Origin of the sequence: Streptomyces sp. NBC_00370, from assembly GCF_036084755.1 — a bacterium.
Taxonomy (GTDB): Bacteria; Actinomycetota; Actinomycetes; order Streptomycetales; family Streptomycetaceae; genus Streptomyces.
Genome location: NZ_CP107968.1, coordinates 3733088 through 3759009, shown reverse-complemented (window position 1 = coordinate 3759009; position 25922 = coordinate 3733088). Strand labels below are relative to the sequence as shown.

General features: G+C 70.5%; 25 protein-coding genes. 7 read left to right on the top strand and 18 right to left on the bottom strand.

All coding sequences use genetic code 11. The features are described from left to right. The first annotated feature begins 6 nt into the window (after positions 1 to 6). The gene (locus tag OHS57_RS16685; RefSeq protein WP_328582467.1) at positions 7 to 870 is read left to right on the top strand and encodes a DUF5707 domain-containing protein; all 864 of its coding nucleotides are present in this window, start codon (positions 7 to 9) and stop codon (positions 868 to 870) included. On the opposite strand, the gene OHS57_RS16680 is transcribed toward OHS57_RS16685, so the two are convergent. Both OHS57_RS16680 and OHS57_RS16675 read right to left on the bottom strand, forming a co-directional pair. Next, positions 863 to 3286: an HAD-IC family P-type ATPase gene (locus tag OHS57_RS16680; RefSeq protein ID WP_328582466.1), complete on the bottom strand. Its 2424-nt coding sequence runs from the start codon at positions 3284 to 3286 to the stop codon at positions 863 to 865. The two genes, OHS57_RS16685 and OHS57_RS16680, sit on opposite strands and share 8 nt — an antisense overlap. An 81-nt stretch (positions 3287 to 3367) precedes the next feature. Continuing rightward, positions 3368 to 3688: a DUF2530 domain-containing protein gene (locus OHS57_RS16675; protein ID WP_041988437.1), complete on the bottom strand. Its 321-nt coding sequence runs from the start codon at positions 3686 to 3688 to the stop codon at positions 3368 to 3370. 207 nt (positions 3689 to 3895) lie between these two features. On the opposite strand from OHS57_RS16675, the gene OHS57_RS16670 reads away from it, so the two are divergent. Beyond that, the gene (locus tag OHS57_RS16670) at positions 3896 to 5290 is read left to right on the top strand and encodes an NCS2 family permease (RefSeq protein ID WP_041988439.1); all 1395 of its coding nucleotides are present in this window, start codon (positions 3896 to 3898) and stop codon (positions 5288 to 5290) included. A 49-nt stretch (positions 5291 to 5339) separates the two neighbouring features. Here OHS57_RS16670 and OHS57_RS16665 read toward each other — a convergent pair whose 3' ends face one another. Next, positions 5340 to 5525, bottom strand: coding sequence for a hypothetical protein (locus OHS57_RS16665; protein WP_041995956.1), 186 nt, complete (start codon positions 5523 to 5525; stop codon positions 5340 to 5342). Positions 5526 to 5694: 169 nt separating this feature from the next. On the opposite strand from OHS57_RS16665, the gene OHS57_RS16660 reads away from it, so the two are divergent. Then, complete coding sequence (locus OHS57_RS16660) at positions 5695 to 6135, top strand: MarR family winged helix-turn-helix transcriptional regulator (protein WP_041988442.1); 441 nt, start codon at positions 5695 to 5697, stop codon at positions 6133 to 6135. Positions 6136 to 6174: 39 nt separating this feature from the next. Continuing rightward, positions 6175 to 7512 carry an MFS transporter gene (locus tag OHS57_RS16655; protein WP_041988444.1) on the top strand — a complete coding sequence of 446 codons (1338 nt, stop codon included), beginning with the start codon at positions 6175 to 6177 and terminating at the stop codon, positions 7510 to 7512. Positions 7513 to 7609: 97 nt separating this feature from the next. Here the strand turns inward: OHS57_RS16655 and OHS57_RS16650 are convergent, their stop codons facing one another. From OHS57_RS16650 to OHS57_RS16635, 4 genes are all read right to left on the bottom strand, one after another. Further along, positions 7610 to 8200 carry a Uma2 family endonuclease gene (locus tag OHS57_RS16650; RefSeq protein ID WP_328582465.1) on the bottom strand — a complete coding sequence of 197 codons (591 nt, stop codon included), beginning with the start codon at positions 8198 to 8200 and terminating at the stop codon, positions 7610 to 7612. A gap of 267 nt (positions 8201 to 8467) precedes the next feature. Further along, positions 8468 to 9457, bottom strand: coding sequence for an aldo/keto reductase (locus tag OHS57_RS16645; RefSeq protein ID WP_041988449.1), 990 nt, complete (start codon positions 9455 to 9457; stop codon positions 8468 to 8470). A 97-nt stretch (positions 9458 to 9554) separates the two neighbouring features. Beyond that, the gene (gene pip / locus OHS57_RS16640; RefSeq protein WP_328582464.1) at positions 9555 to 10547 is read right to left on the bottom strand and encodes a prolyl aminopeptidase; all 993 of its coding nucleotides are present in this window, start codon (positions 10545 to 10547) and stop codon (positions 9555 to 9557) included. Positions 10548 to 10714: 167 nt separating this feature from the next. After that, positions 10715 to 11611, bottom strand: a complete 897-nt coding sequence (locus OHS57_RS16635) for an NADP-dependent oxidoreductase (protein ID WP_328582463.1) — start codon at positions 11609 to 11611, stop codon at positions 10715 to 10717. Between the two features lie 131 nt (positions 11612 to 11742). Between OHS57_RS16635 and OHS57_RS16630 the strand changes: the two genes are divergently transcribed. After that, a complete protein-coding gene (locus OHS57_RS16630; RefSeq protein WP_328582462.1) occupies positions 11743 to 12177 on the top strand; it encodes a winged helix-turn-helix transcriptional regulator in 435 nt (144 codons plus the stop codon). Positions 12178 to 14970: 2793 nt separating this feature from the next. On the opposite strand, the gene OHS57_RS16625 is transcribed toward OHS57_RS16630, so the two are convergent. Then, positions 14971 to 15246 (bottom strand): hypothetical protein, encoded by a 276-nt coding sequence (locus tag OHS57_RS16625; RefSeq protein ID WP_328582461.1) that lies wholly within the window; start codon positions 15244 to 15246, stop codon positions 14971 to 14973. Between the two features lie 87 nt (positions 15247 to 15333). Further along, the gene (locus OHS57_RS16620) at positions 15334 to 15831 is read right to left on the bottom strand and encodes a MarR family winged helix-turn-helix transcriptional regulator (protein WP_041988456.1); all 498 of its coding nucleotides are present in this window, start codon (positions 15829 to 15831) and stop codon (positions 15334 to 15336) included. Between the two features lie 127 nt (positions 15832 to 15958). Between OHS57_RS16620 and OHS57_RS16615 the strand changes: the two genes are divergently transcribed. Continuing rightward, on the top strand, positions 15959 to 16447 hold the full coding sequence (locus OHS57_RS16615; protein ID WP_328585083.1) for a carboxymuconolactone decarboxylase family protein: 489 nt from the start codon (positions 15959 to 15961) through the stop codon (positions 16445 to 16447). Here OHS57_RS16615 and OHS57_RS16610 read toward each other — a convergent pair. After that, positions 16420 to 17121, bottom strand: a complete 702-nt coding sequence (locus tag OHS57_RS16610; protein WP_328582460.1) for a GDSL-type esterase/lipase family protein — start codon at positions 17119 to 17121, stop codon at positions 16420 to 16422. The genes OHS57_RS16615 and OHS57_RS16610 overlap by 28 nt on opposite strands. 46 nt (positions 17122 to 17167) lie before the next feature. Here OHS57_RS16610 and OHS57_RS16605 point away from each other — a divergent pair, with 46 nt between their 5' ends. Beyond that, positions 17168 to 18226 (top strand): hypothetical protein, encoded by a 1059-nt coding sequence (locus OHS57_RS16605; protein WP_041988459.1) that lies wholly within the window; start codon positions 17168 to 17170, stop codon positions 18224 to 18226. A 91-nt stretch (positions 18227 to 18317) separates the two neighbouring features. Here OHS57_RS16605 and OHS57_RS16600 read toward each other — a convergent pair whose 3' ends face one another. The 8 genes from OHS57_RS16600 to OHS57_RS16565 all read right to left on the bottom strand — a co-directional run bounded on the left by OHS57_RS16600 (position 18318) and on the right by OHS57_RS16565 (position 25702). After that, positions 18318 to 18728: a nitroreductase/quinone reductase family protein gene (locus OHS57_RS16600; protein WP_041988461.1), complete on the bottom strand. Its 411-nt coding sequence runs from the start codon at positions 18726 to 18728 to the stop codon at positions 18318 to 18320. Positions 18729 to 18781: 53 nt separating this feature from the next. Further along, on the bottom strand, positions 18782 to 19900 hold the full coding sequence (gene serC, locus OHS57_RS16595) for a phosphoserine transaminase (RefSeq protein ID WP_328582459.1): 1119 nt from the start codon (positions 19898 to 19900) through the stop codon (positions 18782 to 18784). Positions 19901 to 20137: 237 nt separating this feature from the next. Then, a complete protein-coding gene (locus OHS57_RS16590; protein WP_078863588.1) occupies positions 20138 to 21454 on the bottom strand; it encodes a cytochrome P450 family protein in 1317 nt (438 codons plus the stop codon). Further along, on the bottom strand, positions 21451 to 22737 hold the full coding sequence (locus OHS57_RS16585; RefSeq protein WP_107070180.1) for a cytochrome P450: 1287 nt from the start codon (positions 22735 to 22737) through the stop codon (positions 21451 to 21453). The genes OHS57_RS16590 and OHS57_RS16585 overlap by 4 nt, the downstream gene beginning before the upstream one ends. 26 nt (positions 22738 to 22763) lie before the next feature. Then, on the bottom strand, positions 22764 to 23420 hold the full coding sequence (locus tag OHS57_RS16580) for a GTP-binding protein (protein ID WP_328582458.1): 657 nt from the start codon (positions 23418 to 23420) through the stop codon (positions 22764 to 22766). Continuing rightward, entirely contained in the window at positions 23401 to 23757 is a 357-nt protein-coding gene (locus OHS57_RS16575) for a DUF742 domain-containing protein (RefSeq protein ID WP_041988464.1), read from the bottom strand. The genes OHS57_RS16580 and OHS57_RS16575 overlap by 20 nt, the downstream gene beginning before the upstream one ends. Next, positions 23754 to 24179: a roadblock/LC7 domain-containing protein gene (locus OHS57_RS16570; protein ID WP_041988466.1), complete on the bottom strand. Its 426-nt coding sequence runs from the start codon at positions 24177 to 24179 to the stop codon at positions 23754 to 23756. Before OHS57_RS16570 ends, OHS57_RS16575 begins: the two co-directional genes overlap by 4 nt. Next, positions 24176 to 25702: a sensor histidine kinase gene (locus OHS57_RS16565; RefSeq protein ID WP_328582457.1), complete on the bottom strand. Its 1527-nt coding sequence runs from the start codon at positions 25700 to 25702 to the stop codon at positions 24176 to 24178. Before OHS57_RS16565 ends, OHS57_RS16570 begins: the two co-directional genes overlap by 4 nt. Positions 25703 to 25922 lie beyond the last annotated feature (220 nt).

Genomic DNA, 25922 nt, shown 5'->3' with positions numbered 1-25922 from the left:
GAACACATGCGTATTCGCGCCACCGTCGCCGTCGTGTCCGGCGCCCTGGCCCTGTCGGCCCTGGCGATACCTGCCTCGCAGGCCGCCCCGGCCAAGGACCGCCCGGGCGCCGGTCACCTCGCCTACTCGAAGCTGGGCGGGCACACCGTCGGCCCGCAGGCGCGCCAGCGCGCGCGGGCCGCCGCGACCGCCCCGGTGGTCAGCAAGGTCGTCGTGAACGGCGGCGCCAAGATCGTCGTCGGCACGACGGCGCCGAAGACGGTCACCGTCGCCATCACCGCGTCGGACGACTCGGGGATCATCGACGCCTCCACGGTCCTGTGGACGGGCACGACGCTGGACGATCCGAACAGCTTCGGCTTCGGGCAGAACGAGGACGCGGCCACCTGCAAGGCGGCCAGCGCCACCACGTCGACCTGCACGCTGACCGTGACGGTCGACCCGGCGTTCCTGCTCAACAGCGACTCCAAGTCGTGGCACGTCGGCGCGGCCGTGCTCGCCAACGACGGAGAGATCACGCAGAACGACACCGCGGGCACGACGGGGCTGCAGCGGCTGTCGAAGATCACGGTCGACGCGACTCCCGAGCCGGCCAAGAAGGGCGCGACGATCACGATCGCCGGCAAGCTCTCCCGCGCCAACTGGGAGACGTACAAGTACGCGGGCTACACCGGCCAGTCGGTGCAGCTCCAGTTCCGCCCGAAGACCAGCAGCACCTACACGACCGTCAAGACGGTCACCACCAACAGCACCGGAAACCTGAAGACCACCGCCAAGGCGACGGTCACCGGCTACTGGCGCTGGAACTTCGCGGGCACGTCCACCACCCCGGCGGTCATCGCCGCGGGTGACGGCCTCACCGTCAAGTAACCGCGCGGGTGGACCGCGGGCCGGCGTTCGCCGTCCTGTGGTCCACCCACCGCCACGCCAGCTCCAGCAGTACGGCGCCGACCGCCGCGATGACGACGGCGGTCCACGGCAGGACCGAGCCCACCAGCTTCAGCGCGAAGAAGTTCTGCAGCCACGGCACCGCCAGCACGAGCAGGAACGCCACCACCATCGCCACCACCAGGCCGATGCGCCACCACGTGTAGGGGCGGGCGATGATGGCCAGCACCCAGATCGTCACGAGGAACAGTGTGAGCGTGGCCGCACTGGTCTCCGCGCCCAACGAGCCCGGTCCCGAGTAGTACTGACGGGCCAGCAGATACGTGACGAACGTCGTCACCCCCGCGATCACCCCGCTGGGGATCGAGTACCGCATCACCCGGCGCACGAAGTGCGGCCTCGCCCGCTCCTTGTTGGGCGCCAGCGCCAGGAAGAACGCGGGCACACCGATCGTCAGCGTGGACAGCAGCGTCAAGTGCCGTGGCAGGAACGGGTACTCGACCTGGAAGCACACCACCAGGATCGCCAGCAGCACCGAGTAGACCGTCTTCGTCAGGAAGAGCGTCGCGACCCGGGTGATGTTGCCGATGACGCGGCGGCCCTCGGCCACCACCGAAGGCAGCGTCGCGAAGCTGTTGTTGAGCAGCACGATCTGCGCCACGGCCCGGGTCGCCTCCGAACCCGCGCCCATCGCCACACCGATGTCCGCGTCCTTCAGCGCCAGGACGTCGTTCACACCGTCGCCGGTCATCGCGACCGTGTGCCCGCGTGACTGGAGCGCGGCGACCATCTCCCGCTTCTGCTGCGGGGTGACCCGGCCGAAGACCGTGCCGGCCTCCATCGCCTCGGCCAGCTCGGATTTCTCGGAGGGCAGCCGACGGGCGTCGACCGCCCGGTCCGCCCCGGCCAGGCCCAGCTTGCCCGCCACGGCGCCCACCGACACGGCGTTGTCGCCCGAGATGACCTTGGTGGCGACGCGCTGTTCGGCGAAGTACGCGAGTGTCGCCGCGGCGTCGGGCCGCAGCCGCTGCTCCAGCACGACGAGCGCGGTCGCCGTCGCCCCGGCCGCCGCTTCGGGGGCGGTCAGATCCACTCCGTCGGCGGTACGGGCGAGCAACAGGACGCGCAGCCCCTGCTCGTTGAGCCGGTCGACGTCGGCGAGCGTGGGGTCGCCCTCGGGCAGCAGCACATCGGGCGCGCCCAGCAGCCAGCCGGTCACGGTGCCGTCGCCGTCCTCGAAGGCCGCCCCGCTGTACTTGCGCGCCGACGAGAACGGCAGCGTCCGGGCCGGCCTGCCGCCGTCGCCGTCGCCGTGCGGATACGCGTCCACGATCGCCTGGAGGCTGGCGTTGGGACGCGGGTCGGACGCGCCGAGCGCGGCCAGCACCCGGCGTACGGACGACTCGTCGGCGCCGCCCAGCGGGCGCAGCTCCGTGACGTCCATCCCGCCCTCCGTCAGCGTGCCCGTCTTGTCGAGGCACACGACGTCCACCCGTGCCAGGCCCTCGATCGCGGGCAGTTCCTGGACGAGACACTGCTTGCGGCCGAGCCGGATGACACCGATCGCGAAGGCGACCGACGTCAGCAGGACCAGGCCCTCGGGGATCATCGGGATGATACCGCCGACCGTGCGCGCGACCGCGTTCTTGAAGTCGTTCTGTTTGACGACCAGCTGACTGATGATCAGCCCGATCGCCGTCGGAACCATCATCCACGTCACGTACTTGAGGATCGTGCTGATGCCGATGCGCAGTTCGGAGTGGACGAGGGTGAAGCGCGACGCCTCCTCGGCCAACTGGGCGGCGTACGCCTCGCGGCCCACCCGGGTGGCCCGGAAGGCGCCGCTGCCCGCGACGACGAAGCTGCCGGACATCACGGGATCGCCGGGGTGCTTCAGTACGGGGTCGGGCTCGCCGGTGAGCAGCGACTCGTCGACCTCAAGACCGTCGGCCTCGACCGTCTCGCCGTCGACCACCGCCTTGTCCCCCGGCCCCAGCTCGATGAGGTCGCCCAGGACGATCTCCGAGGTGGCCAAGCCCGCGGTGGCGCCGTCCCGGCGTACCGCGGGCTTGGCCTCGCCGATGACGGCGAGCCCTTCGAGTGTCTTCTTGGCGCGCAGCTCCTGGACGATGCCGATCCCGGTGTTGGCGATGATCACGAAGCCGAAGAGGCTGTCCTGGATCGGCGCGACCAGCAGCACGATCGCCCACAGCACGCCGATGATCGCGTTGAAGCGGGTGAAGACGTTGGCGCGGACGATGTCGGCGGTGGAGCGGCTGTTGCGGGCCGGTACGTCGTTGACCTCGCCACGCGCGACCCGTTCGGCGACCTCCGCGGTGGAGAGGCCGGTGGCGCGGCCGAGCCCGGGGTCCGTGTCGTCTTTCGCCCGCTGCGTCATGGTTCCGACCGTACGACCGGAAGGGCGCGGTCACGCGCCGGACAGGCCGGGGCGGGCGCGTCGGGCCGTGCCGGTGGCCGGCTACCGGGGCGGTTCGGCTCCCGGGCCGCTGTCGGATCGGGGGTCGGGTCCGGTTCCGGCCTCGGCGGCGGCCTCGGCGCGCTTGATCGCCGCGTCCCTGCCCCGTACGTACCAGATGCCGATGAGGCCGAGCCCGCCGCCGGCCAGGCAGGTCCAGATCCACCAGGCGTGCCCGTGGTCGGAGTACCAGCCGTAGAACGGGAGCTGCACGAGGAACAGGACGAACCAGATGATCGTGCCGCCGGTGACGGTGCCGACGATCGGCCCCTCAAGGGGCTCGGGCGCCTCGCGCCGGGGCGTTCCCGCCGAAGAACTGGTCATGGCCGTCAGTCTATGGCCGGGCGGGACGGGGCCGACCGGGGCGGTTCTGTTCGGGGCCACTGCGCTGTCTACGCGCGGAGATAGCAATCTGCGCTTGATCTATTCATACTGAAACGGTTTTCGGCCAATCTGGCCCGATCTTGCTGTTTCTTGTACGTCCCCACGGCTACTTCTCCACTCCTTCCCCCACGACGACTGAGGTTCCGCATGCCGCCCCTCGACCGCTACTTCAGGATCTCGGAGCGCGGCTCCTCGGTCGCCCGCGAGGTGCGCGGCGGCTTCGCCACCTTCTTCGCGATGGCCTACATCATCGTGCTGAACCCGATCATCCTCGGCAGCGCGAAGGACATGTACGGGCACCACCTGGACAGCGGCCAGCTGGCCACCGCCACGGTGCTGACCGCCGCCTTCTCCACCCTCCTGATGGGCGTCATCGGCAACGTGCCGATCGCGCTGGCCGCCGGGCTCGGCGTGAACTCCGTCGTCGCCCTCCAGCTCGCCCCGAGGATGAGCTGGCCCGACGCGATGGGCATGGTCGTACTCGCCGGTGTCGTGGTGATGCTGCTGGTCGCGACCGGGCTGCGGGAGCGCGTCATGAACGCCGTGCCGACCGGGCTGCGCAAGGGCATCGCCATCGGTATCGGCCTCTTCATCATGCTGATCGGCCTGGTCGACTCCGGTTTCGTCTCCCGCATCCCGGACGTCGCCCAGACCACGGTGCCGCTCCAGCTCGGCGGCGACGGGCATCTGAACGGCTGGCCGGTGCTGGTCTTCGTGCTCGGGGTGCTGCTCACCCTCGCGCTGATCGTCCGCAAGGTGCCGGGCGCGATCCTGATCTCCATCATCGCCATGACGGTCCTCGCGCTGATCATCAACGCCGTCGTCTCGAAGCAGCCCAACTGGGGGCTGACCACCCCCAAGTGGCCGGGCAACCCGGTCGCCGCCCCGGACTTCGGCCTCTTCGGTCACTTCAGTCTCTTCGGCGGCTTCCACAAGGTCGGCATCCTGACCGGGGTCCTCTTCGTCTTCACCGTGCTGCTGTCCTGCTTCTTCGACGCCATGGGCACGATCCTCGGCGTCGGCGACGAGGCCAAGCTCATGGACGACAAGGGCCGGCTGCCGGGCATGAACAAGGTCCTGTTCATCGACGGCATCGCGGTCGCGGCCGGCGGCTCGACGTCGGCGTCCGCCGGCACCTGCTTCGTGGAGTCGACGGCCGGTGTCGGTGAGGGGGCCAGGACCGGTCTGGCGTCCGTCGTCACCGGGGCGCTGTTCGGGCTCGCGCTGTTCCTCACCCCGCTCGCGACGATGGTTCCCTCCCAGGCGGCCACCCCCGCGCTGATCGCCGTCGGCTTCCTGATCCTCGCCGGATCGGTCAGGGACATCGACTGGGGCGACTTCACCATCGCCGTGCCGGCCTTCCTGGCCATGGTGCTGATGCCGTTCACGTACTCGATCACCAACGGTATCGGCGTCGGCTTCATCACCTTCTGCGTCCTGCGGCTGGCCGTCGGGCGCGGCAGGGACGTACCGGTGCCGATGTACGTGGTGTCGGCGGTGTTCGTCTTCTACTACCTGATGCCGGCGCTGGGCCTGACGTAAGGCGCGCGCCGGACCGACCCTGGACCGGCGCCCGGCCAGGCGCCCGGCGCTAGGCCGTCGAGCCGTAGAACTTCTCCGTCTCGTCGACGGCCACCTTGAACCGTTCGTCGAAATCGTCCCGGACGAGCGCCTGGACGACGTAGTCCTGGACGCTCATCCCCCTTATGGCGGCATGGCGCCGGAGCCGGTCGAGCAGCTCACCGTCGATCCGCAGACTGAGCACTGTCGATCCCATGCGGACCAGGGTCAGGGGCGGGCCGGGCCCGGCGTGTCGCTTTCCGCCGCAGTCTCACTCGTACGAGTGATGTGGGGGTAAATGGCCCCCGATCCGTGTGTGCCAGACCACCGCTGCGCCCCGTGCGCGCCGGTAGTATTTAGCATGGGTAATGAGTTACGCTAAATACATGCCTGACCTGACCCACGGCGACGAGAATGACGCCGCCGTGAACGCCATCCGCTCCGCCGTCATGCGGCTGGGCCGGCGTCTGAAGCATCAACACGTGGACGAGTCGCTGAGTCCCACCGAGATCTCGGTGCTCGGCACCCTTGCCCGGTGCGGCTCTGCCACACCCGGCGAACTGGCCCGCAAGGAACACGTCCAGCCGCCCTCGATGACCCGGATCGTCGCGCTGCTGGAAGCGAAGGGGCTCGTCAGGCTGGAGCCGCATCCCGACGACCGCCGGCAGAAGGTCGTCAGCCAGACCGAAGAGGCAGAGGCGATGCTCGAACAGAGCCGCCGCAAGCGCAACGTCTGGCTGACCACGCTCGCCGAGGGCCTGGACGAGGACGAGTGGGCGAAGCTGCGCGCTGCCGCCCCCGTGCTGGAGAAGCTCGCGCATCTGTAAACGCTGAAATCCGCGCGCCGTATTGGAGGCGAACCCACTTTGAGTACGGGATCCGGAGCAGACTCCGCCCCCGCACCGAATTCCACCCTCGACAGCAAGACCGGCGGCGGAACGTTCTCGTCGCTGAGGATCCGCAACTACCGCCTCTTCGCGACGGGCGCCGTCGTCTCCAACATCGGCACCTGGATGTCCAGGGTCACGCAGGACTGGCTGGTCCTGAGCCTGACCGGCTCCTCGGCGGCCGTGGGTATCACCACCGCGCTGCAGTTCCTGCCGATGCTTCTCTTCGGCCTCTACGGCGGTGTCATCGCCGACCGCTATCCCAAGCGGCGCATCCTGATTGTCAGCCAGGGACTGATGGGCCTGTGCGGCCTCGTCCTCGCCGTACTGACGCTCTCCGGACACATCCAGGTCTGGCACGTGTACCTGATCGCCTTCATGGTCGGCATGGTCACGGTCGTCGACAACCCGAGCCGGCAGTCCTTCGTCTCGGAGATGGTCGGCCCCGACCAGCTGCGTAACGCCGTCAGCCTCAACTCGGCCAACTTCCAGACCGCCCGGCTGATCGGCCCCGCCGTCGCCGGTGTCCTCATCACCTCGATCGGCAGCGGCTACTCGTTCCTGCTGAACGGCCTGTCGTTCCTCGCCCCGCTCACCGGCCTGCTGCTGATGCGTCAGAGCGAGCTGCACAAGGCCCACCGCGTCGCGCGCGGCAAGGGGCAGCTGAGAGAAGGGCTGCGCTACGTGAAGGGGCGGCCCGACCTGATCGGGCCGATCGTCCTTGTCGGCTTCATCGGCACGTTCGGCTTCAACTTCCCGATCTGGCTGACGGCCTTCGCCAACGACGTCTACCACGGCGGCGCCGGGATGTACGCCTTCTTCAACATCCTGATGGCGGCCGGCTCCCTGGCCGGAGCCCTGCTCGCGGCCCGCCGCCGCGCCACGAAGCTGCGGCTGCTGATCATCGCGGCGATGGGCTTCGGGCTGCTGGAGGTCCTGGTCTCCCTGTCGCCCACCGTGTGGCTGTTCTCGCTGCTGCTGGTGCCGATCGGCGTGCTGGGCATGACGACCAACATCACCACCAACACCCGCGTCCAGATGGCCGCTGAACCGGCCATGCGCGGCCGGGTGATGAGCCTCTACATGATGGTCTTCGTCGGCGGTACCCCCGTCGGCGGCCCGCTGCTGGGCTGGGTGTCCGACACCTTCGGCGCCCGCATCGCGTTCGCCGCCGGCGGCGCGGTCTCCCTGATAGCGGCGGCGGTCATCGGACTGGTGATGGCACGCGTGGTCGGCGTACGGCTCAAGGTGGGCCTACGTGACGGCCGTCCGCACGTGGAGTTCGTCCCACGGGGGGAGCTGGCGACGGCGGCGTGAGCCCGTCACGTCTCTCTCGGCGCGCACGTACGACAACGGCCCCGCCCGGCACGTCCGGGCGGGGCCGTCGTCGTCACTGCGGCGATCGGCGGGCGCGTCAGTCGCGGGGGAAGTCGTCCGTCTTGAGGGTCAGTCCCACCTTCGTGTTCGTGAGATCGATGTCCTCGCCGAACGCGACGATCCGGTCCACGGTGTACTCGCCCTTCTTGGGCTCCGTGTAGAGATGGCACCTGCCGGTGTACGGGTTGGCGACCAGGTACACCGGAACGGCCGCCTCGGCGTACGCGTCCTTCTTCGGGCCGAAGTCGTTGGCCGCGGTCCGCTTGGAGATCACCTCGACGACGAACTCGACGTCCTGGTAGCGCCAGCGGCCGTTCACGTCAGGGGTCGCACTCTCGGCCATGGCGGCGACGTCGCAGGCGAAGCCGTTGAGCAGGCCGGGGAAGTCGATCCGCACGTCGGAGGCGAGGCGGTTCGGTGGGTACTTGGCCTGCAACTGGTTGACGACACTCAGGATGATCTGCCAATGAGTCTGGCGCTGTGGCGCCATGAAGATGTTCCCCTGGACGATCTCGACCTTGTATCCCTGGGGGACGGGCATCTTTTCGAGCGTCTCGAACATCGTGTCCAGAGTCAGCTCGTCGCTCTCGTCGGCCATGTCGATCCTGTCGGTCTCTACGACGGTCATCGTGGCGCTCCTCCCCGTTGCCGCATCCGTACGACAACCGCGCAGTACAACGATAGGCGCGGGTGTTCGGTTACGGGCGCCCCAGCGGCGGGGCTGCGGCGGGTAGTGGCTAACCTCGGAGCGTGGATCCCAAAACGCGGAACCGGATCATGGCCGGTGTGCTTGTGCTGATGTTGCTTGTCGTCGCCATCGCGGCGGCGGTCGGCTGACGCCGCCGTAGCGGCGTCAGCACGCGAGCCCGTTGCGGGCTCCTACCGCCTTACCGTCCTACCAGGCGAAGGCCTCCGGCGAGGGGCCCGGGCCCGGGAAGATCTCTTCGAGCGAGGCCAGTACCTCGTCCGACAGCTCCAGGTCCACCGCGCGCACGGCGGACTCCAGCTGCTCCAGCGTCCGCGGGCCGGAGATCGGGCCCGTCACGCCGGGGCGGGTGAGCAGCCAGGCCAGCGCCGCCTCGCCCGGGTCGATGCCGTGCTTGTCGAGCAGGTCCTCGTACGACTGGATCTGCGACCTGAGCGACGAGTCCGTCAGCCGGCCGGCCGTGCGGCCGCCCGCACCGCTGCCGTCGCGCTCCTTGCGGATCGCACCGCCCAGCAGGCCGCCCTGGAGCGGCGACCACGGGATGACACCGAGGCCGTACTCCTGCGCGGCCGGGATGATCTCCATCTCGGCGCGGCGCTCGGCCAGGTTGTACAGGCACTGCTCGCTGACCAGGCCGTACGAGCCGACGCGGCGCGCGTTCTCGTTGGTCTGGGCGATCTTCCAGCCGGGGAAGTTGGACGAGCCCGCGTAGAGGATCTTGCCCTGGGCGATCAGGGTGTCGATCGCCTGCCAGATCTCCTCGACCGGGGTGGCGCGGTCGATGTGGTGGAACTGGTAGATGTCGATGTGGTCCGTCTGCAGCCGCTTGAGGCTGGCGTCGACGGCACGACGGATGTTGAAGGCGGAGAGCTTGTCGTGGTTCGGCCACGGCGGGCCGTCCCCGCCGGCCATGTTCCCGTTGACCTTGGTGCCGAGGACGACCTTGTCGCGCCGGTCACCGCCCTTGGCGAACCAGGTGCCGATGATCTCTTCGGTGCGGCCCTTGTTCTCGCCCCAGCCGTAGACGTTGGCGGTGTCGAAGAAGTTGATACCGGCGTCGAGCGCGGCGTCCATGATGGCGTGACTGTCGGCCTCGTTGGTGAGAGGCCCGAAGTTCATCGTCCCGAGGACGAGTCGGCTGACCTTGAGTCCGGTGCGTCCGAGCTGCGTGTACTTCATGACTCACCAGCCAACGTCTTCGAGTGCACTCGAAGCAAGCCCCCGTCCGGGGTGGTGCGGAGGCTTGCGGCTCTCGCCGGTCCCGCCCCGCCCGTCGCTACTTCGCGAAGCCGTCCAGGGCGGCCAGCACCTCGCGCCGCTCGGTCGCGCTCCCCTTGTGTCCCGCGTCCTCGACGATCACCAGCCGCGCGTCCGGCCAGGCCGCCGCCAGATCGACGGGCACCTCGGGCCGGGTGCCGAGGTCGAACCGGCCGTGCACCAGCACGGCGGGGATCCCGGCCAGCCGGCCGGCGTCGCGCAGCAGCGCGCCCTCCTCCAGCCAGGCGCCGTGCGAGAAGTAGTGCGCGCAGATCCGGACGAGAGCCAGCCGGTCGGCGGCCGGACGGTCGCCGTACGGATGGGCCGAACCGTTCGGCTCCTCGGACAGGACCGCGTCCTCCCACGCGCACCAGTCGCGCGCGGCCTGCTCCCGCACGGCGGCGTCGGGGCTCTCCATCAGGAGCGAGTAGGCGGCGGGCAGCGCGAGAGGTTCGTTCAGGTCGCCGCCGACCTGCGCGCGCACGCGGTCGGGGACGGCGTCGCGGAAGCGCGCCCACTCGTCGGGGAAGTTCGCGCCGACGCCCCGGTACAGCCAGTCGACGTCCGAGCGGCGGGTCATCGTGACGGACGCGATGACGATCTCCGACACCCGCTCCGGGTGGCGCTCCGCGTACGCGAGGATCAGCGTCGAGCCCCAGGAGTAGCCGTACAACAGCCAGCTCTCGACGCCGAGATGGACCCGCAGCCGCTCCATGTCGGCGATGAGGTCGTCGGTGGTGTTGTGCGCCATGTCGGCGGCGGGGTCGCTCGCGTGCGGGGTGGAGCGCCCGCAGTTGCGCTGGTCGAACAGGACGACGCGGTAGCGCTCGGGGTCGAACCACTGCCGGGTGCCGGGCCTGCACCCGGACCCGGGACCGCCGTGGACGACGAGGGCGGGCTTGCCGTGCGGGTTGCCGCAGGCCTCCCAGAAGACGAGGTTGCCGTCGCCGACGTCGAGCATGCCGTGGTCGTAGGGCTCGACGGGGGGATAGAGGGTGGCTTCCTGCGGCATGGTGTTGCTCCTGGGGTCGGGGCGGGATCGCCCCGACCCTACAGATGCAACAGCGCTGTCACATTCTATTTGTCTGCTGACTGTTGTACGGGCCAGGGCATCTCGGGCCAGGGCTCCTTGGGCCAGGGCATCTCGGGTCAGGGCTCCTTGGGCCAGGGCATCTCGGGTCAGGGGATGAGGACGAGCCGGCCCCGTACCCCGCCCTCCGCCAGCCGGGTGTGCGCCTTCGCCACATCGGCGAGCGGGTACGTCCCGGCGACGCGCGTCGTCAGCACCCCCGCGTCCAGCAGCTTCACCAGCTCGGCGAGACGGGCGCCGTCGGGGCTGACCTCCACGGTCTCGACCCGCACGGACCGCACGGGGGCGGGAGAGGCGCCGGGGATGACACCCACGTGCGCGCCGCCGTCCCGTACGTACGCCAGCGCCGGCTCGCCCATCACCGCCGCGTCGAGTACGGCGTCCGCGGCGGCCGGTGCGACGGTCGCGCCGCGCGGTACGAAGGTGTCGGCGCCCAGCGACCGTACGAGCTGCTCGTCGTCCGGCCCTGCGAGGGCGGTGACGGTGATTCCGGCGCGGTGCGCGAGCTGCACGGCGAACCCGCCGAGCGCCCCGGCGGCGCCCGTGATCAGTAGCGAGTCCCCGGGGCTCAGGGCGAGCAGGTCGAGTGCCTGCGCGGCGGTGAGCGCGTTGAGCGCGAGCGTGGCCGCGTGGACGGTGTCGACGGTGGTGGGCGCCGGTGCGACGGCGGACGCGTCCACGACGACGTGGTCGGCGTGGGACTTCGTCGCCGCGGGCCCGTACGACAGCCCGACGACCGCGGCGCCAGGCGTGAACCCGGCGCCCTCGCCCGCCGCGTCGACGGTCCCGGCGAAGTCCCAGCCGAGGCCCAACTGCCCGTCCGTGAGCGGCGCGATGTACCCGTCCCGGAACGCGGCGTCCACGGGGTTGAGGGCGGCGGCGGCCACCTTGACCCGCACCTGGCCGGGTCCGGGCTCGGGGAGCGGGGTCTCGACGACCTCCAGGACCTCGGGGCCACCGAAGGACTTGATGACGACAGCGCGCATGGCGGAACTCCTGAACAAGGATTGGGAGGCGGTCCGTTGACGTACGAACCCTTCAGGTACGAACTTAAAGAGAGCTACAGTCCGTTGGTAAGTACGTACGGCAAGGTGCGTTCGGTACCCGGAGGTAAGACATGCCGACCAAGACGGCAGCAGCCCGCCGCGACGAGGCGCGCCGCGCCTACGACGCGTTCCTGAAGGAGTGCCCCACACACCAGTTGCTCGGCGCGATAAGCGACAAGTGGGTCAGCTTGATCGTGACGGCGCTGGGCGAGAGCGAGGGCGCGATGCGCTACAGCGACTTGGGCCGGCGGATCCCGGGGGTCAGCCAGAAGATGCTCACGCAGTCCCTCCGCTCCCTGGAACGCGACGGCCTGGTCACCCGCGAGGTAACCCCGTCGGTCCCGGTGCGGGTCGACTACGAACTGACGCCGCTGGGGCGGAGTTTGCGGGGGCTGCTGTCCGCGATCAAGGACTGGGCGGAGACGCACTTCGAGCAGGTGGACGAGGCGAGGAGCCGCTACGACGGGGGTGACGTGACGGCGGGTGCGGTTGCGGGTGCCGCGTGACGGGGGCGGTTGCGGGGGACGGGGCCCAAGGCCCGCCGGCGGCCCCGCTCCGGGATCGCCAGGACGAGGGCGGCGAACCGGCCTGCATGCTGAACAAGGTCTGCCCGGCCTGCGGCCGCCTGTCGGAAGAACGCCACCCGACGAGGTGCGAGAACTGCGGCGAGGGTTTTCCGACGGAGGAGGACTGACGGGGCATGGGCCGGGGGCGTGCGGGCCGGGAGTTGGGTGCGGCTGTGGGGCCGCCCCTTTCTGTTGAGTGTCGCGGCTCCGGTCCGGGCGTCAAGGGCGCTCCTGCGTCGCGTCGGCTTCGCCGATTGCGCTGCGCTCCACCCTTGACGCCCGGCCCTCCACCGCAAGGGAAGGCTGGGGGGGCGGCCGGGGGGGGGCTCCACGGGGGAGGCCCGGGAGTGGTGGCGGGTGCTTGCCCGGGTGCGGGTGCCACGCGGCAGTTGCATGGGGGGACTCGGCCCGGCTAAGCGTCCACCCCCACCGGGTAGCGGTGAGACCCATGCCCCGCTGGTCGCTGGGGGTGGGGTGGGTGCGGGTCAGGGCGGCATGGGCCGGGGGCTGTGCGGGCCGGGGAGTTAGCTGGTCGGAGGGCCGCCCCTGAGGTTTGAGTGTCGCGGTTGCGGTCCGGGCGTCAAGGGCGCTCCTACGTCGCGTCGGCTGCGCCGATTGCGCTTCGCTCCACCCTTGACCCCCGGCCCTCCACCGCAAGGGAAGGCTGGGGGGGGCGGCCGGGGGGCTCCACGGGGGAGCTGGGTTCGTGGTGGCGGGTGCTTGGCCGACTGGCGGGTGCCGCGCGGCAGTTGTATGGGGGGACTCGGCTCGGCTCGGCGTCCACTCAGGCCGGGTATCGGCTGAGACTCATGCCCTGCTGGTCACTGGGGGTGGGTGATGGGCGGGAGGGCGCCCTGGTGGGGGTAGTTGGGCCGGGCAAGGGGCCCGGTAGGTGGAACGGGTGTGACTGGAGTGACGATGAGTGGCTACTGAGACGGTGATGGGGCGCCTTTTGTGTGGGTGGTTGCGTTGGGTGCGCCATGGGACACATCAGGCTGGTGCTAGCCCCCGGCGGTGCGTCGGGTGTGACTGGGGTGACGGAGGGTGCCTCTGGGGTGTCGATCGGGCGCCTTTTGCGTGGGTGGTTGCGTTGGGTGCGCCTTGGGACACATCAGGCCGGTGCGAGCCTCTGGCGGTGCGTCGGGTGTGACGGGAGTGATGGGGGGTGGCCCTGGGGTGTCGATCCGGCGTCTTATGCGTGGGGTGTTGCGTTGGGCGCGCGGTAGGGCGCATCAGGCCGGTGGGAGGTCCGGCGGTGGGGTGGGTGTGACTGGTGGGGCGGAAGTGAGCCGTCGGTGGGCCCCGTTGGGTCGGTGAGTGCACAGACTGTCCCTTCGGCGCCCCGGTTGGGCGCTGATGTCCCACTCGTGCCGTCCGAGACCGGGCCTCAGGGCCGCCGGGCATCCGCCTCGTCTGGCTGGCGGAACGTACCCCCCACTCCCGTCTCACGAGTCACACTCGTCCCAACCCCGGACCGGAATTGGACCCTGATGCGCCCCGTGGCGCACCTAACGCAACCACTCACGCATAAGGCGTCCGACGGCCGTCCCACGGGTCATCCCTCGTCACTCCAGTCACACCCGACGCACCGCCGGGGGCTCAGACCGGCCTGGTGTGCCCCGTGGCGCGTCTAACGCAACACGGGACGCAAAAGGCTCCCGACGCTCGTCCCACGGGGCCGCCCCCCGTCACCCCAGTCACACCCACCCCACCCACCGGCCCGTTGCCCCGCCCCTCACCCACTCCCAGTGACCAGCGGGGCATGAGTCTCAGCCACTACCCGGTGGGGGTGGACGCCGAGCCGACCCGAGTCCCCCCATACAACTGCCGCGCGGCACCCGCCAGTCGGCCAAGCACCCGCCACCACGAACCCAGCCTGCCCGTGGTACCCCGGCCGCCCCCCCCCAAAAAAGTGCACTTGCGGTGGAGGTTCGGGAGTCAAGGGTGACCGCAGGTCATCGGCGAAGCCGACGCGACGCAGGAGCGCCCTTGACGCCCGGGCCGCAACCGCGACACTCAAACCCCAGGGGCGGCCCCACGGGCGGCAAATCCCTCCGGCCCACACAGCTCCCGGCCCATGCGCCCGCACCCGCACTCCCCCCACCCACGGTGACCAGCGGGGCATGAGTCTCAGCTACTACCCGGTGGGGGTGGACGCCGAGCCGACCCGAGTCCCCCCATGCAACTGCCGCGTGGCACCCGCAGTCGGCCAAGCCGCAGTCACCACGAGCCCAGCTCCCCCGTGGAGCCCCCCCGGCCGCCCCCCCTCAAAGAAGCACTTGCGGTGGAGGTTCGGGGGTCAAGGGTGACCGCAGGTCATCGGCGAAGCCGACGCGACGCAGGAGCGCCCTTGACGCCCGGACCGGAGCCGCGACACTCAAAGATCAGGGGCGGCCCCACGGGCAGCTAATCTCGGCGCTCGCACAGCTCCCGGCTCATGCGCCCTGACCCGCACACACCAACCCGGGTGACCAGCGGGGCATGAGTCCCAACCGCTCCCCGGCCGGGGCGGACGCCGAGCCGACCCGAGTCCCCCCACGCAACTGCCGCGTGGCACCCGCCAGTCGGCCAAGCACCCGTCACCACGAGCCCGGCGCCCCCGTGTAGCACTCCGGTCGGCTGGCTTCCGGGCCCGCCCCGTTCCCGGTGTCCGTACCCGCTACGACGTCGGCGCGACCACCCGGCGCCCCAAAGCGTCGCCGAACGCGACCAGCTCAGATGCTGGACGCGGCTTCAGAAGGGAACGACCAGCCCGGCTTCCCGCAGTCTGAGCAATGCCCGGCCCATGCATTCGGCCGCCGAGGCTCCATCAGCCCTCATCCCGCCGTCCAGGGGTCCACCAGAGGCTGCGAAGGTCCATGCCGGCTGACCGTCACGCAGGCGTTCCGCGTCGACCCGGATCATGGCACCTACACCCTGCTCGCCCAGCCATTCCAGGATGAGCAGCGTCGCGTCCTCAACACCGCTGTCCAGATCCCCCTTGGGCCACTGCCGCATCCCCTTGGCCATGGCCACAACACTACGCAGCATCCGAGCGGGTCCGCGTCACGCACGCCTGAGGCGTTCGGACCGTGAGAACAAGCTTGGACGTCGGGCTTACGCCTCCAGCCAGCCCGCCGCGTCCAGGGGGAAGGTGGACTCAGGGGTCAGCGTTCGCAGGTCTGCTTCCAGTTCTCGTAGACGGCTTGGGCCCAGTCTTGTGGACCAGTCCGCTCTCAGCTCGTCGAAGATCGCGGCCGAGCGGGACAGGGCGTCCAGGCCGTGGGGGGTCAGGTGGACCAGTTTGCGGCGGGCGTCCGTGGGGTCTGTGGTGCGTTCCGCGTAGCCCAGGGACTCCAGGCGGTCGATCGTCTTGCCCGCCGCCTGTTTGGAGACGCCCAGGCGGCGGCCGACCGTTACCGCCGTCGCGCCGTCCAGGCCGATGGCCTGCATCGCGAAGCCGTGGGCCGGGCGCATGTCCGGGTGGCCCTGGCGGGCCAGTTCGGCGTGCGTGCGGTCGATCAGGGAGCGGAACCCCGCGAACAGGAGCAGGGGGAGTTCGTAGCCGGGAGTGTCACGGCGGCCCTCGGCCGACCCGGCGTCGCGTTCAGACATCCTCGGCCTCGACAAAATCGACAACCTCATTTACTGTTTTTCCGTCAACCATGTTGTCCATTCTAGGAGCGCCACCGTGTTCGTCGACCACACCCCCGAAACCGCTCCCCCCGCCTCCCGCCGCGCCATGGAAGCCACCACCCGCCACCTCGGCTACCTCCCCTCCGCCGTCGCCCGCCTCGCCACCTCGCCGCAGCTGCTCGACGGGTTCCAGAAGCTGACCGCGCTCTTCGACGCCACCACCCTCGACCCCCTCGCGCGCGAGGTCGTCGTGATGACGGTCGCCGCGCGCAACGACTGTCACGTCTGCGTCCTCATGCACACCGCCCGGCTCCGTGCCCTCGGTGCCGACGACGCGTTGATATCCGCGCTCCGTACGGGGGCGGACGTGACCGATCAACGTCTCGATGCCGTCCGGCAGTTCACCCTCGCCGTCCTCGACACCGCCGGCGGTGTCGACGACGCCACCCTCGTCGCCTTCCTCGACCACGGCTTCACGCGGCAGAACGCCCTCGAAGTCGTCCTCGGCGTCGGTACCTACACGCTGTCCACCTTCGCCAACCGGCTGACCCGCGCCCCCGCCGATCCTCAGCTCACGGCCGCGGCCGGCTCGTAGCGGTAGCGGCCGCCCAGGCCCCACGCCTCGTGCATCGCGTCCGCGAAGGCCGCCGCCAGTTTGTGTTCGCCGGACGGCGCCGGGTGCGTGCCGTCGTACGTGTCATCGGCCAGGTCGTACGTGGGCGGGTGCGACGCCAGGAGCAGCGGCGACGTCGGCTCGTCCAGGTTGGCGACCGCCTTCGCCAGCAGCTCGTTGAAGCGCTCGACCTCGGCGGCGAAGGCCGCGTCCGTCACGGCCCTGACGTTCGGTATCACCGGCAGCAGGACCATCCTGATCCGCGGATTGGCCGCACGCGCCTCCGCGACGAACGTCCGCGCGTTCAGCGCCGCGCTGTCGCTGTCCGTGTAGAAGCCGAGGTCGATCAGGCCCAGCGAGACCAGCAGCACGTCCGCCCGCTGCGCCGCCACCGCCGCGCGTATCCGGGGCGCCAGGTGGCACCAGCCCTCGCCCCACGCGGCGAGATGGCCACGGGCCTCCACGGGGAAGTCCGGGGCGGCGTAGTCGTACGAGACGGGCGCGTCGGCCGCCGCGTCGTACAGGCCGGTCGACGGGCCGACCACTCGGTACGGGGCGCCGAGCGACGCCTCCAGGTGCTGCCACATCCGGTAGCGCCAGGTGAAGTCGCCGGCGCGTCCGATGGTCATGGAGTCACCGACGAACATGAAACGCATCGGATCATCATCCCCGCAGGCGGCGCGGGATGGCAGGCTGGGGGGTATGCGTCCGCTTCCGCGCCATCTTGGCCTGCGTCTTTCCGGGTTCTGCGCCGCCGTCTTACTGGCTGCGGGGGCCGCTGTGACGCTCGCGCCGGCCCCCACGGCCTCGGCCGACGACGGTTCGCCGGACCAGAGCTTCACGATCAAGGACCCGCGGATCACCGAATCCAGCGGGCTGGCGGCGAGCCGTATCCACCGCGGTATCTACTGGACGCACAACGACAGCAACGACGGGCCGTACGTCTACGCCGTCGACTCCCGGACCGGCGAGACCGTCGCCACGGTCACCATGAAGGGGATCGGCTCGCCCCGCGACGTCGAGGCCATCTCCATCGGCCCCGACGGCGACATCTACGTGGGTGACATCGGCGACAACCTCGGCGGTAAGTGGGACCACGTCTGGATCTACCGCTTCCCCGAGCCCAAGCAGCTCAGGAACGAGACGGTGCGCGCGACGCAGTTCACCGTCAAGTACGCCGACGGCCCCCGCAACGCCGAGTCGATGATGGTCGACCCCAAGTCCGGCCGGGTGTACATCGCGTCGAAGAACGAGGACGGCGGCGGGCTCTACGCCGGTCCCACGCGGCTCACCACGTCGCGCACGAACGTCTTCCGGCGGATCGGCGACGTGCCGTGGGTGACGGACGGCGCGTTCTCCCCGGACGGCCAACAGCTCGTGCTGCGCTCGTACTTCAGCGCCCGCAGCTACGACTGGAAGAACGGGAGGCTGGGGGAGGAGCACTCGGTGAGCGCGCCGTTCCAGGCGCAGGCGGAGTCGGTGACGTTCACCGCTGACGGCAGCGCCCTGATGTTCGGCTCGGAGGGCGAGGACAGCGGGGTGCGGCGGGTGGACGTCGCCAAGAAGGAGAAGCCGGAGCGGGAGGAGCCCGGGACGGGCGGCAAGTCCTCACCTGCGGGCGGTGGTTCACCGTCAGGCACCGGCGCCGGCAGCACCGGCGCCGACGACTCCTCCGACAGCAGGACGACGCTCGGTGCCGTCGTCCTCGCCGGCGTGGCCGCGCTGTTCTTCGGCTTCAGGCGGCTGCGTCGGAAGGAGTAGCCGGACGGAGCAGCCGGAAGGAGTAGCCGGACGGAGTAGCCGGACGGAGTAGCCGGACGGAGCAGTCCAGAGGAGCGGGCAGTGGGCCCGCTCACTCGATCATGTCCAGCTTGATCACCGGGAACGTCCGCTCCGTACGCGTCTCGTACTGCCGGAAGTCCGGCCAGTACGCCACCATCACCGCGTACAGCCGCTCCCGCTCGGGCCCCTCCCGCAGGACGGTCGGCTTCGCCCTCAGCGTGCGGTCGCCGACCTCGATGGTCGTCTCGGCCATCGCCTCGACGTTCGCCACCCACTGCGGGTCCTTCTCCGCGCCGCCGTTCGAGCCGCCGACCAGGAAGCTGCCCGCGTCCGTCGTGTAGACCAGCGGGTTCACCCTCGGCAGCCCGGTGCGCCTGCCGGCCGTGTGCAGCAGGAGCATGTTCTTGCCCTCGAAGTGACCGCCCACATGACCGGCGTTGGCCCTGAACTCGGCAATGATCGGCTCGTTGAAATCGCTCATTGCGCCATGCTAGGTCGCACAGTTGAGCCAGGGCCCACGCCGCGCCACTGCGGTCAGAGGTGCTCGATCACGTAGTCGACGCACGCCGTCAGCGCCTCGACGTCCGCCGGGTCGATCGCCGGGAACATCGCCACGCGCAGCTGGTTGCGGCCCAGCTTGCGGTACGGCTCGGTGTCCACGATGCCGTTGGCGCGCAGTGCCTTGGCGACCGCCGACGCGTCGATCTCGTCGTCGAAGTCGATCGTGCCGATGACCTGCGAGCGCTTGGCCGGGTCGACGACGAACGGGGTGGCGTACTTGGACGCCTCGGCCCAGCCGTACAGCGTGCGCGACGACGTGGCCGTACGGCGTACGGACCAGTCGAGGCCGCCCTGCGAGTTCAGCCAGTTCAGCTGCTCGTTGAGCAGGAACAGGGTGGCGAGCGCGGGGGTGTTGTACGTCTGGTTCTTCAGCGAGTTGTCGATCGCCGTCGGCAGCGAGAAGAACTCCGGTACGTGCCGGCCGGAGGCGTGCACGCGCGCGGCGCGCTCCAGGGCGGCCGGGGAGAAGACACCGATCCACAGGCCGCCGTCGGAGGCGAAGGACTTCTGCGGCGCGAAGTAGTAGACATCGGTCTCGGAGATGTCCACGGGCAGCCCGCCCGCGCCGGACGTCGCGTCGACCAGGACCAGCGATCCGGCGTCGGCGCCGGCGACGCGCTTGACGGGCGCCGCGACACCGGTGGAGGTCTCGTTGTGGGTGAGCGCGTAGACGTCGACACCCGCCTCCGCCTTCGAGTCCGGGTGCGAGCCGGGGTCGGCGGTGATGATGGTCGGCTCGGCCAGCCACGGGGCGAGCTTGGACGCCTTCGCGAACTTGGAGGAGAACTCGCCGAACGACAGGTGCTGGGACTTGTTGTCGATCAGTCCGTGCGTCGCGACGTCCCAGAACGCGGTCGAGCCGCCGTTGCCCAGGATCACCTCGTAGCCCTCGGGGAGCTGGAAGAGGTCGCGTACGCCGTCACGTACCGCGCCGACCAGGTTCTTGACCGGGGCCTGGCGATGGGACGTGCCGAGCAGTGACGTGCCGGTGGCGGCCAGTGCGTCCACCGCCTCCGTCCTTACCTTGGAGGGGCCAGCGCCGAAACGGCCGTCGGCGGGCTTGATGTCAGCAGGAATCTGGATATCGGCCACGGCCGGAGCGTAGTCCCTCGCGTGCGACGCCGGACAACTGTGTCCGTCGGATGAGACGCATCCGGCCAATTCCGCAGGTGCGGGTGGGGTGCGTGGGGCGCGTGGGGCGCGGGGCGTGTCGCTGTGTGCTGTTGACAGCCGAAGGCGCGCGTTGTCTTATGTCCGGAATACTCCTCTATCAGTTGCCCGCCGCCGTGCCCGCCACGGCGCTGAACGGCCCTCAACGGCGGCACGCGCTTACGAGGCGGCGGCCACCGTGTCGCCGCCCAGCCGCACCGGCAGCTCGTACAGGTCGTTCTGCGTCACCACCGGCTTGTTGCGCAGCTCCGTCGCCGGGACCGCCAGGTCCAGCTCGGGGAAGCGGGTGAACAGCGCGGGCAGTGCCACCGCCGCCTCAAGCCGGGACAGCGCGGCGCCGGGGCAGACATGGGCGCCGTGGCCGAACGCGATGTGCCGGTTCGGGGTGCGGGTCGCGTCGAACTCCCCGGCCGTCGGGCCGAACTGCCGCTCGTCGCGGCCGATCGCGCCGTACGACACGATCAGCGCCTCGCCCTTCGGCAGGACGGAGTCGCCGACCTCGACATCCTCCGTCGCGAACCGGAACAGCACGTGCGACGTCGGGCTCGACCAGCGCAGCGTCTCCTCGATCACGTCCTCCCAGCTGACCTTGCCCGCCATGACGAGGGCGCGCTGCTCCGGGTGGGTCTGCAGGGCCACGACGGCGTTGGTGATCAGGCTGATCGTCGTCTCGTGACCGGCCGCGATCATCAACTGGAGCGTGTTGACGATCTCGTCGGTGGTGAAGTGGTCACCCTCCGCCGACGCCGCGATCAGCGCGCTCGTCAGATCGTCGCCCGGGTTCGCCTGCTTGGCCTCGACGGTCCGCAGGAACAGCGCGGAGATGTCCGCCATCAGCTGCGGAACCTCGGCGGGCGGTGTCTGCGTGGAGAAGAACTTGTCGAAGTAGTCCTTGAGTTGCGGATGGTCGGCCCGGTCGACCCCCATCAGGTCGCCGACCACGCTCATCGGCAGCGGGTAGGCGAACTCCGCCTTGAGGTCGACGGACGCGTCCGCCCCCGCCGCCTCGTACGCGGCGGCCAGCCGGTCCAGCAGATCAGCCGTCAGTTTCTCGATGCCCTCGCGCAGTTCGGCGACCCGGCGTACGGTCAGCGCCTGCGCGACGAGGGTGCGCATACGGCGGTGCTCGGCGCCGTCCACCGTCAGCATCGAACGGGGCGGGTTGGCGAGCCCGATCAGCGGCCAGTCCAGGGGTATGTCGCCGCGCTGCCACGCGCCCCACACGTTGATGTCCTTCACCAGCCGCGCGTCACCGAGGAGTTGGCGAGCCTCCGCGTGGTGCGTGACCGACCAGCAGGCCACCCCGCCCGGCAGCACGACCCGGGCGAGCGGGCCTGCGGCGCGCAGCGCGGCGCTCTCCCCGTCGAGGTCCGCGACGAACGGGTCCAGGACGACGGGGCAGCCGCCCGCAGCACCGGCCTGGGCTTCACCACCGGCTCCCGCAGCCGCAGCGCCGTGCTCGTGGGGACAGGTCATCTCAGGCCTCCGTGGGCTGTCGCGCTTCCGAGAGCGGGGGTCGGGGTGAAGGTGACCGGCAGTTCCGTCAGCCCCCGCAGCCAGGGGGACGGCCGCCGGGTGAGCGATTCGGCCGGCACGGCGAGGTCGATGTCCGGCAGCCGGTCGAGGAGCACCTCGATGGCCGTACGGGCGATGACCTCGGCCACCTCCTGCGCCGGGAACGGACAGCGGTGCTCGCCGTGGCCGAACGAGAAGAAGGCGTTGTTGCCGCCGGTGAGCGTGGAGCCGTCCGTACGGACCTGCGGGTCATAGTTGGCAGCGGCGAAGCTGAGGATGAGCAGGTCACCGGCCTTGATGTCGCGGTTGCCCAGCCGGGTGTCGCGGGCGGCCCAGCGGCCCGCGATGTTCTGCGAGGGGGTGTCCTCCCACAGGACCTCGTTCATGGCCTCGGCGACGCTGTGCCGGCCGCCGGACAGGGAAGCGGCGAACCGGTCGTCGGTGAGCATCAGCCGCAGCGAGTTGCCGATCCAGTCGGCGGTCGGCTGGTGCCCGGCCGCCATCATCACCATCAGGTCCTGGACGATCTCCTCGTCCGTGAAGTCGGCCGGGTCGCGCATCATCCGCGAGGCGACGTCGGCGCCCGGCACCGCGTGCTTCTCGATGAGCAGCCCCGCCATCGACTCGCCGAGGTGCTGCTGGCCGGCGATGGCGCGTTCGCGGCCGTCGATCATGTCGTTGAGCGCGGTGACCAGGCCGGGGCCCTGGGCGTCGGGGAAGCCGTACATCTTCGCCAGGATCCGCACCGGCAGGAGCATCGCGTACTGGCCGATGATGTCGGTCGATCCGCGCGTGCAGAACTCGTCGATCAGCTCGTCCGCGTACTGCTCCGCGTACTCCTTGAGCGTGAACGGGTCCTGCGCCTCAAGCGCGTTGCTGATCATCGCCGCTCGCTCGCGGTGCCGTTCGCCGACGGTGTAGAGGATCGACGGCTGCCGGTGGCCGATCATCGGCAGCAGCGGCCAGTCGGCGGGGATGTTCTCCCACTGGTTCCACAGCTCGGAGTCGCGGCTGAAGAGGACCGGGTCGCTGGTGAGCTGGTGCAGTTCGCGGTAGCCGAGCACCAGCCAGGCGGGGATGTCCCCGTCGAGCACGACAGGGGCGACCGAGCCGTGGTCACGCCGCATGTCCCGGTACAGCTCGTGCGGATCGGTCTGGAACCGCGCACCGCTCAGCGGTACGGCGGCGGGCGCGCCGGATCCCGCGGCGCCCGCGTGCGCGGGGCAGCCGGGCGGCGGGCCCACCGGTGTCGTCGGTTCGGTCGGGGTCGTCACGCTGCGCCCTCCGGGGGCAGGTCCGCGGCGTCGGCCGCGGCGGCGACGGCGGACGAGGACAGGGAGTGGAGGTACTCGACCAGCGTGATCAGGACGTACTTGCTGGACGACCGGTCGCGTGCGTCGCACTCCACGAGCGGCACCCCGGGCGACAGATCCAGCGCCTCCCGGATCTGCTGCTCGCTGTGGACGGGACCGCCGAAGTCGTTGCAGGCCACGATGAACGGCGTCCCGTGGTGCTCCAGGCGGTCGATGGCGTACCAGGAGTCGGCGAGGCGCCGGGTGTCGACGAGTACGACGGCGCCGAGCGTCCCGGAGAACAGCCGGTCCCACAGGAACCAGAAGCGCTCCTGTCCCGGCGCGCCGAACAGGTAGAGCACGGAGCGCTCGTCGAGCGAGATACGGCCGAAGTCGAAGGCGACGGTGGTCGCCGTCTTCGCCCGCAGCCCTTCGAGGCCGCCGAGTTCGTCGATGCCCTCACCGGCGCGGGTCATCGTCTCTTCGGTGTTGAGCGGACGGATTTCACTGACGGAACGGACCATGGTCGTCTTGCCGACGCCGAAACCTCCGACGATGACGATCTTCAGACCGTTGTCGGCCGTGCTGGCCAGCGCCGGCCGGCCGGTGGTCCGTTCAGAGGTTGCGGAGTCCAACGAGCACCTGCTCCAGGATGTCGGGATCGGGAAGTCGGTCGGCCGCGCGGTCGGTGCGCGGGTGCCGGGCGCTGATCCGGCCGGTGTCCTGCAGGTCGCAGAGCATGATCCGGACGATGCTGACGGGCAGCTTCAGCTCGGCCGCGATCTCCACCACGGCCGTCGGGCGGCCGCACATGCGCAGGATCGCGGCGTGCTCGGACTGCATGCCCGGGGTCCGTTCCGACTCCGCGACCACGAGCGTCACCAGGTCGAACGTGTCCGAGTGGGGCCGGCTGCGCCCTCCTGTGAGGGTGTACAGCCGGTCGGGCGAGTCGTCCCGGCCGGGCCGGCTCATACCGGCACGCCGCCTTCTTCGGACGTGCGCGGGGGAGTGCTGAGATGGTCACCCAGCTGCTCGACCAGCTCGCTCATGTTGTGGCCGACGAGGCCGACGTCGGAGTCCTCGGCGGCGACGACGGCCAGATGGGCGCCGCTGCCCGCCTCGACGATCAGCAGGACGCCGCCGTAGAACTCGGCCATGGCGGACCGTACGCCGCCCCCGCCGTTGCCGAACTCGACGGATGCGCCGTGCGAGAGGCTCTGGATGCCGGCGGCGATGGCGGCGAGCTGGTCGGCCTGGTCGACGGAGAGCTCGGGCGTGCGGCACAGCTTCAGTCCGTCGCGGGACAGGACGAGCGCGTGGCGCGCGCCCGGGGTGCGCTGGAGCAGGTTCTCCAGGAGCCAGTTGAGCTTCTCGTCGGTGGGGGTGCCGGTCATCGAGTGGTGCCTTCCGTGGTCGTGGAAGAGGGCTGGTCGGCCTGGTGGGCCTGGGTGACCTGATCGGCCTCGTCGGCCGGTGCGGCCGGTGCGGGCGAGGTCTGTGCGGATGTGGTCTTCGCCTGGGCGGGCCGTACGGCGTCGCGGAAGCGGCCGAACCGGGTCGCCTGCGTGGTGGAGGAGTCCGCCGACGGCGCGGCCTCGGCGGCGCGGGCCGCCGCGGCTTCGGCGGCGCCGGTACGCGCCTGGGCGGCGGCGAGCGTACGGCCGCGCCGGCGCTTGGGCAGCCCGCTGTCGCCGAGCTGCGCCTCGGCCTCCGCGAAGCTGTGTTCGGCGGAGTCCGGCGCCGCCACCTCGGGCGGAAGCTCGGCGGACGGCGCGGTCGCGGCGCGTGACGTGGCCGGGCGGCCTGTCGCGGCCGGTGCCGGGGTCGTGAGAGGCGTCGCGGTCGGTGCCGTGGCCGGTGTCGTGCGCCGGGCGGGCGCCGCCACCGGGGCCGTCACCGGCGCCGGGCCCTCCCGGTGCAGCTGGGTGAGCACGTCCTGCGGCAGCATCAGCAGCGCGCCGGTCCCGCCGCGCGCCGATGGCCGGAAGGACACGGTCAGTCCGTGCTTGCGCGCCAGCCGGCCCACGACGGCGAGCCCGAGCCGGGTGCCGGAGAATCCGGTGAGGTCGGACTGTTCGCTGCCCACGGCGCGTTCCGCGCGGCGCAGCTGTACGTCGCTCATGACCAGGCCGCTGTCCTCGACGGTGATGACGATCCCGGCGGGGACCTCCTCCACGTACACATGGACCTCGGCGGTGGGCGGCGAGAAGTTCGCGGCGTTGTCGAGGAGTTCGGCGAGCGCGTGCATGACGCCCTCGGCGGCGTGACCCGCGACGGCCGCGTCGCTGGTGGAGTGCAGCCGCACCCGCTGGTAACCGCTGATGCGGCCCATCGCGCCGCGCAGGATGGACTCCATCACGATGGGCTTCGCCCAGCGCCGTCCGGAGCGCGCGCCGGTCAGTACGGCGACGGAGTCGGCGAGCCGGCCCGCCTGGGCCGTGCGGTGGTCGAGGTGCAGCAGGTCGGCCAGGACGTCCTCGTCGGCGTGCCGGTTCTCCATCTCGCGGAGGTCGGCGAGCATGCCGGTCGCGAGTGCCTGCATCCGTCCTGCGGCGTTGGAGCTGACGGAGACGGCGGCGGCGCGTCTGGCGGCGCTCTTCGCGGCCTCCTCGAAGGCGCGTCGCACGTCTGCCTCGCCCCTGCGGGTCTCCTCCTTCGCCGCGCGGGTCTCGGCGGCGAACTGGTCCGCGCGGGCGGCGAGCGACTCGTTGTGCTCACGCAGCTGCCGGGCCGTCCACAGGGCGTGGGCCGCGACGGTGACCGCGGCGGTCAGCGCGACGGCTGCCGCGGCCGAACCCCAGGCCAGCGGCGTCCGTACGGACGCGGGTGCGGCGGAGACGGCCCACAGGCACAGGAGGGCGCAGACTGCGGCCGATATCAGCAGAGCCGGTGCTGTGGGCCGGAGTGAGGGGCGCAAATCGGCTACCTCGTAAAGAAGGGGGGACGGGGGGTGGCGGTCGGTCGGCGACGGTCTGAAGCGACATGGTCATGTTGAATAATGATCAAACCGTGCCCACTATAGGAGAATTGACGATCAGTTTGGGAGCTTCCTGTTGGGATTCTTCTGTGCTGTAGCCGTGGTGCCGGTGTGCCATACGTGACGAAACGGGCTCCTGTTTCGCTTTAGGGGGCATCCT

Bases quoted from the DNA above. Each gene is read 5' to 3' on its own strand.
- OHS57_RS16630 (WP_328582462.1), top strand. From the start codon at position 11,743: ATGCCGACCAAGACGGCAGCAGCCCGCCGCGACGAGGCGCGCCGCGCC.
- OHS57_RS16645 (WP_041988449.1), bottom strand. From the start codon at position 9,457: ATGAAGTACACGCAGCTCGGACGCACCGGACTCAAGGTCAGCCGACTC.
- OHS57_RS16650 (WP_328582465.1), bottom strand. From the start codon at position 8,200: ATGACCGTCGTAGAGACCGACAGGATCGACATGGCCGACGAGAGCGAC.
- OHS57_RS16680 (WP_328582466.1), bottom strand. From the start codon at position 3,286: ATGACGCAGCGGGCGAAAGACGACACGGACCCCGGGCTCGGCCGCGCC.
- OHS57_RS16625 (WP_328582461.1), bottom strand. From the start codon at position 15,246: ATGGCCAAGGGGATGCGGCAGTGGCCCAAGGGGGATCTGGACAGCGGT.
- OHS57_RS16570 (WP_041988466.1), bottom strand. From the start codon at position 24,179: ATGACCGGCACCCCCACCGACGAGAAGCTCAACTGGCTCCTGGAGAAC.
- OHS57_RS16610 (WP_328582460.1), bottom strand. From the start codon at position 17,121: ATGCGTTTCATGTTCGTCGGTGACTCCATGACCATCGGACGCGCCGGC.
- pip (WP_328582464.1), bottom strand. From the start codon at position 10,547: ATGCCGCAGGAAGCCACCCTCTATCCCCCCGTCGAGCCCTACGACCAC.
- OHS57_RS16670 (WP_041988439.1), top strand. From the start codon at position 3,896: ATGCCGCCCCTCGACCGCTACTTCAGGATCTCGGAGCGCGGCTCCTCG.
- OHS57_RS16685 (WP_328582467.1), top strand. From the start codon at position 7: ATGCGTATTCGCGCCACCGTCGCCGTCGTGTCCGGCGCCCTGGCCCTG.
- OHS57_RS16600 (WP_041988461.1), bottom strand. From the start codon at position 18,728: ATGAGCGATTTCAACGAGCCGATCATTGCCGAGTTCAGGGCCAACGCC.
- OHS57_RS16620 (WP_041988456.1), bottom strand. From the start codon at position 15,831: ATGTCTGAACGCGACGCCGGGTCGGCCGAGGGCCGCCGTGACACTCCC.
- OHS57_RS16635 (WP_328582463.1), bottom strand. From the start codon at position 11,611: ATGCGCGCTGTCGTCATCAAGTCCTTCGGTGGCCCCGAGGTCCTGGAG.
- OHS57_RS16675 (WP_041988437.1), bottom strand. From the start codon at position 3,688: ATGACCAGTTCTTCGGCGGGAACGCCCCGGCGCGAGGCGCCCGAGCCC.
- OHS57_RS16590 (WP_078863588.1), bottom strand. From the start codon at position 21,454: ATGACCTGTCCCCACGAGCACGGCGCTGCGGCTGCGGGAGCCGGTGGT.
- OHS57_RS16660 (WP_041988442.1), top strand. From the start codon at position 5,695: ATGCCTGACCTGACCCACGGCGACGAGAATGACGCCGCCGTGAACGCC.
- OHS57_RS16665 (WP_041995956.1), bottom strand. From the start codon at position 5,525: ATGGGATCGACAGTGCTCAGTCTGCGGATCGACGGTGAGCTGCTCGAC.
- OHS57_RS16575 (WP_041988464.1), bottom strand. From the start codon at position 23,757: ATGAGCCGGCCCGGCCGGGACGACTCGCCCGACCGGCTGTACACCCTC.
- OHS57_RS16615 (WP_328585083.1), top strand. From the start codon at position 15,959: ATGGAAGCCACCACCCGCCACCTCGGCTACCTCCCCTCCGCCGTCGCC.
- OHS57_RS16605 (WP_041988459.1), top strand. From the start codon at position 17,168: ATGCGTCCGCTTCCGCGCCATCTTGGCCTGCGTCTTTCCGGGTTCTGC.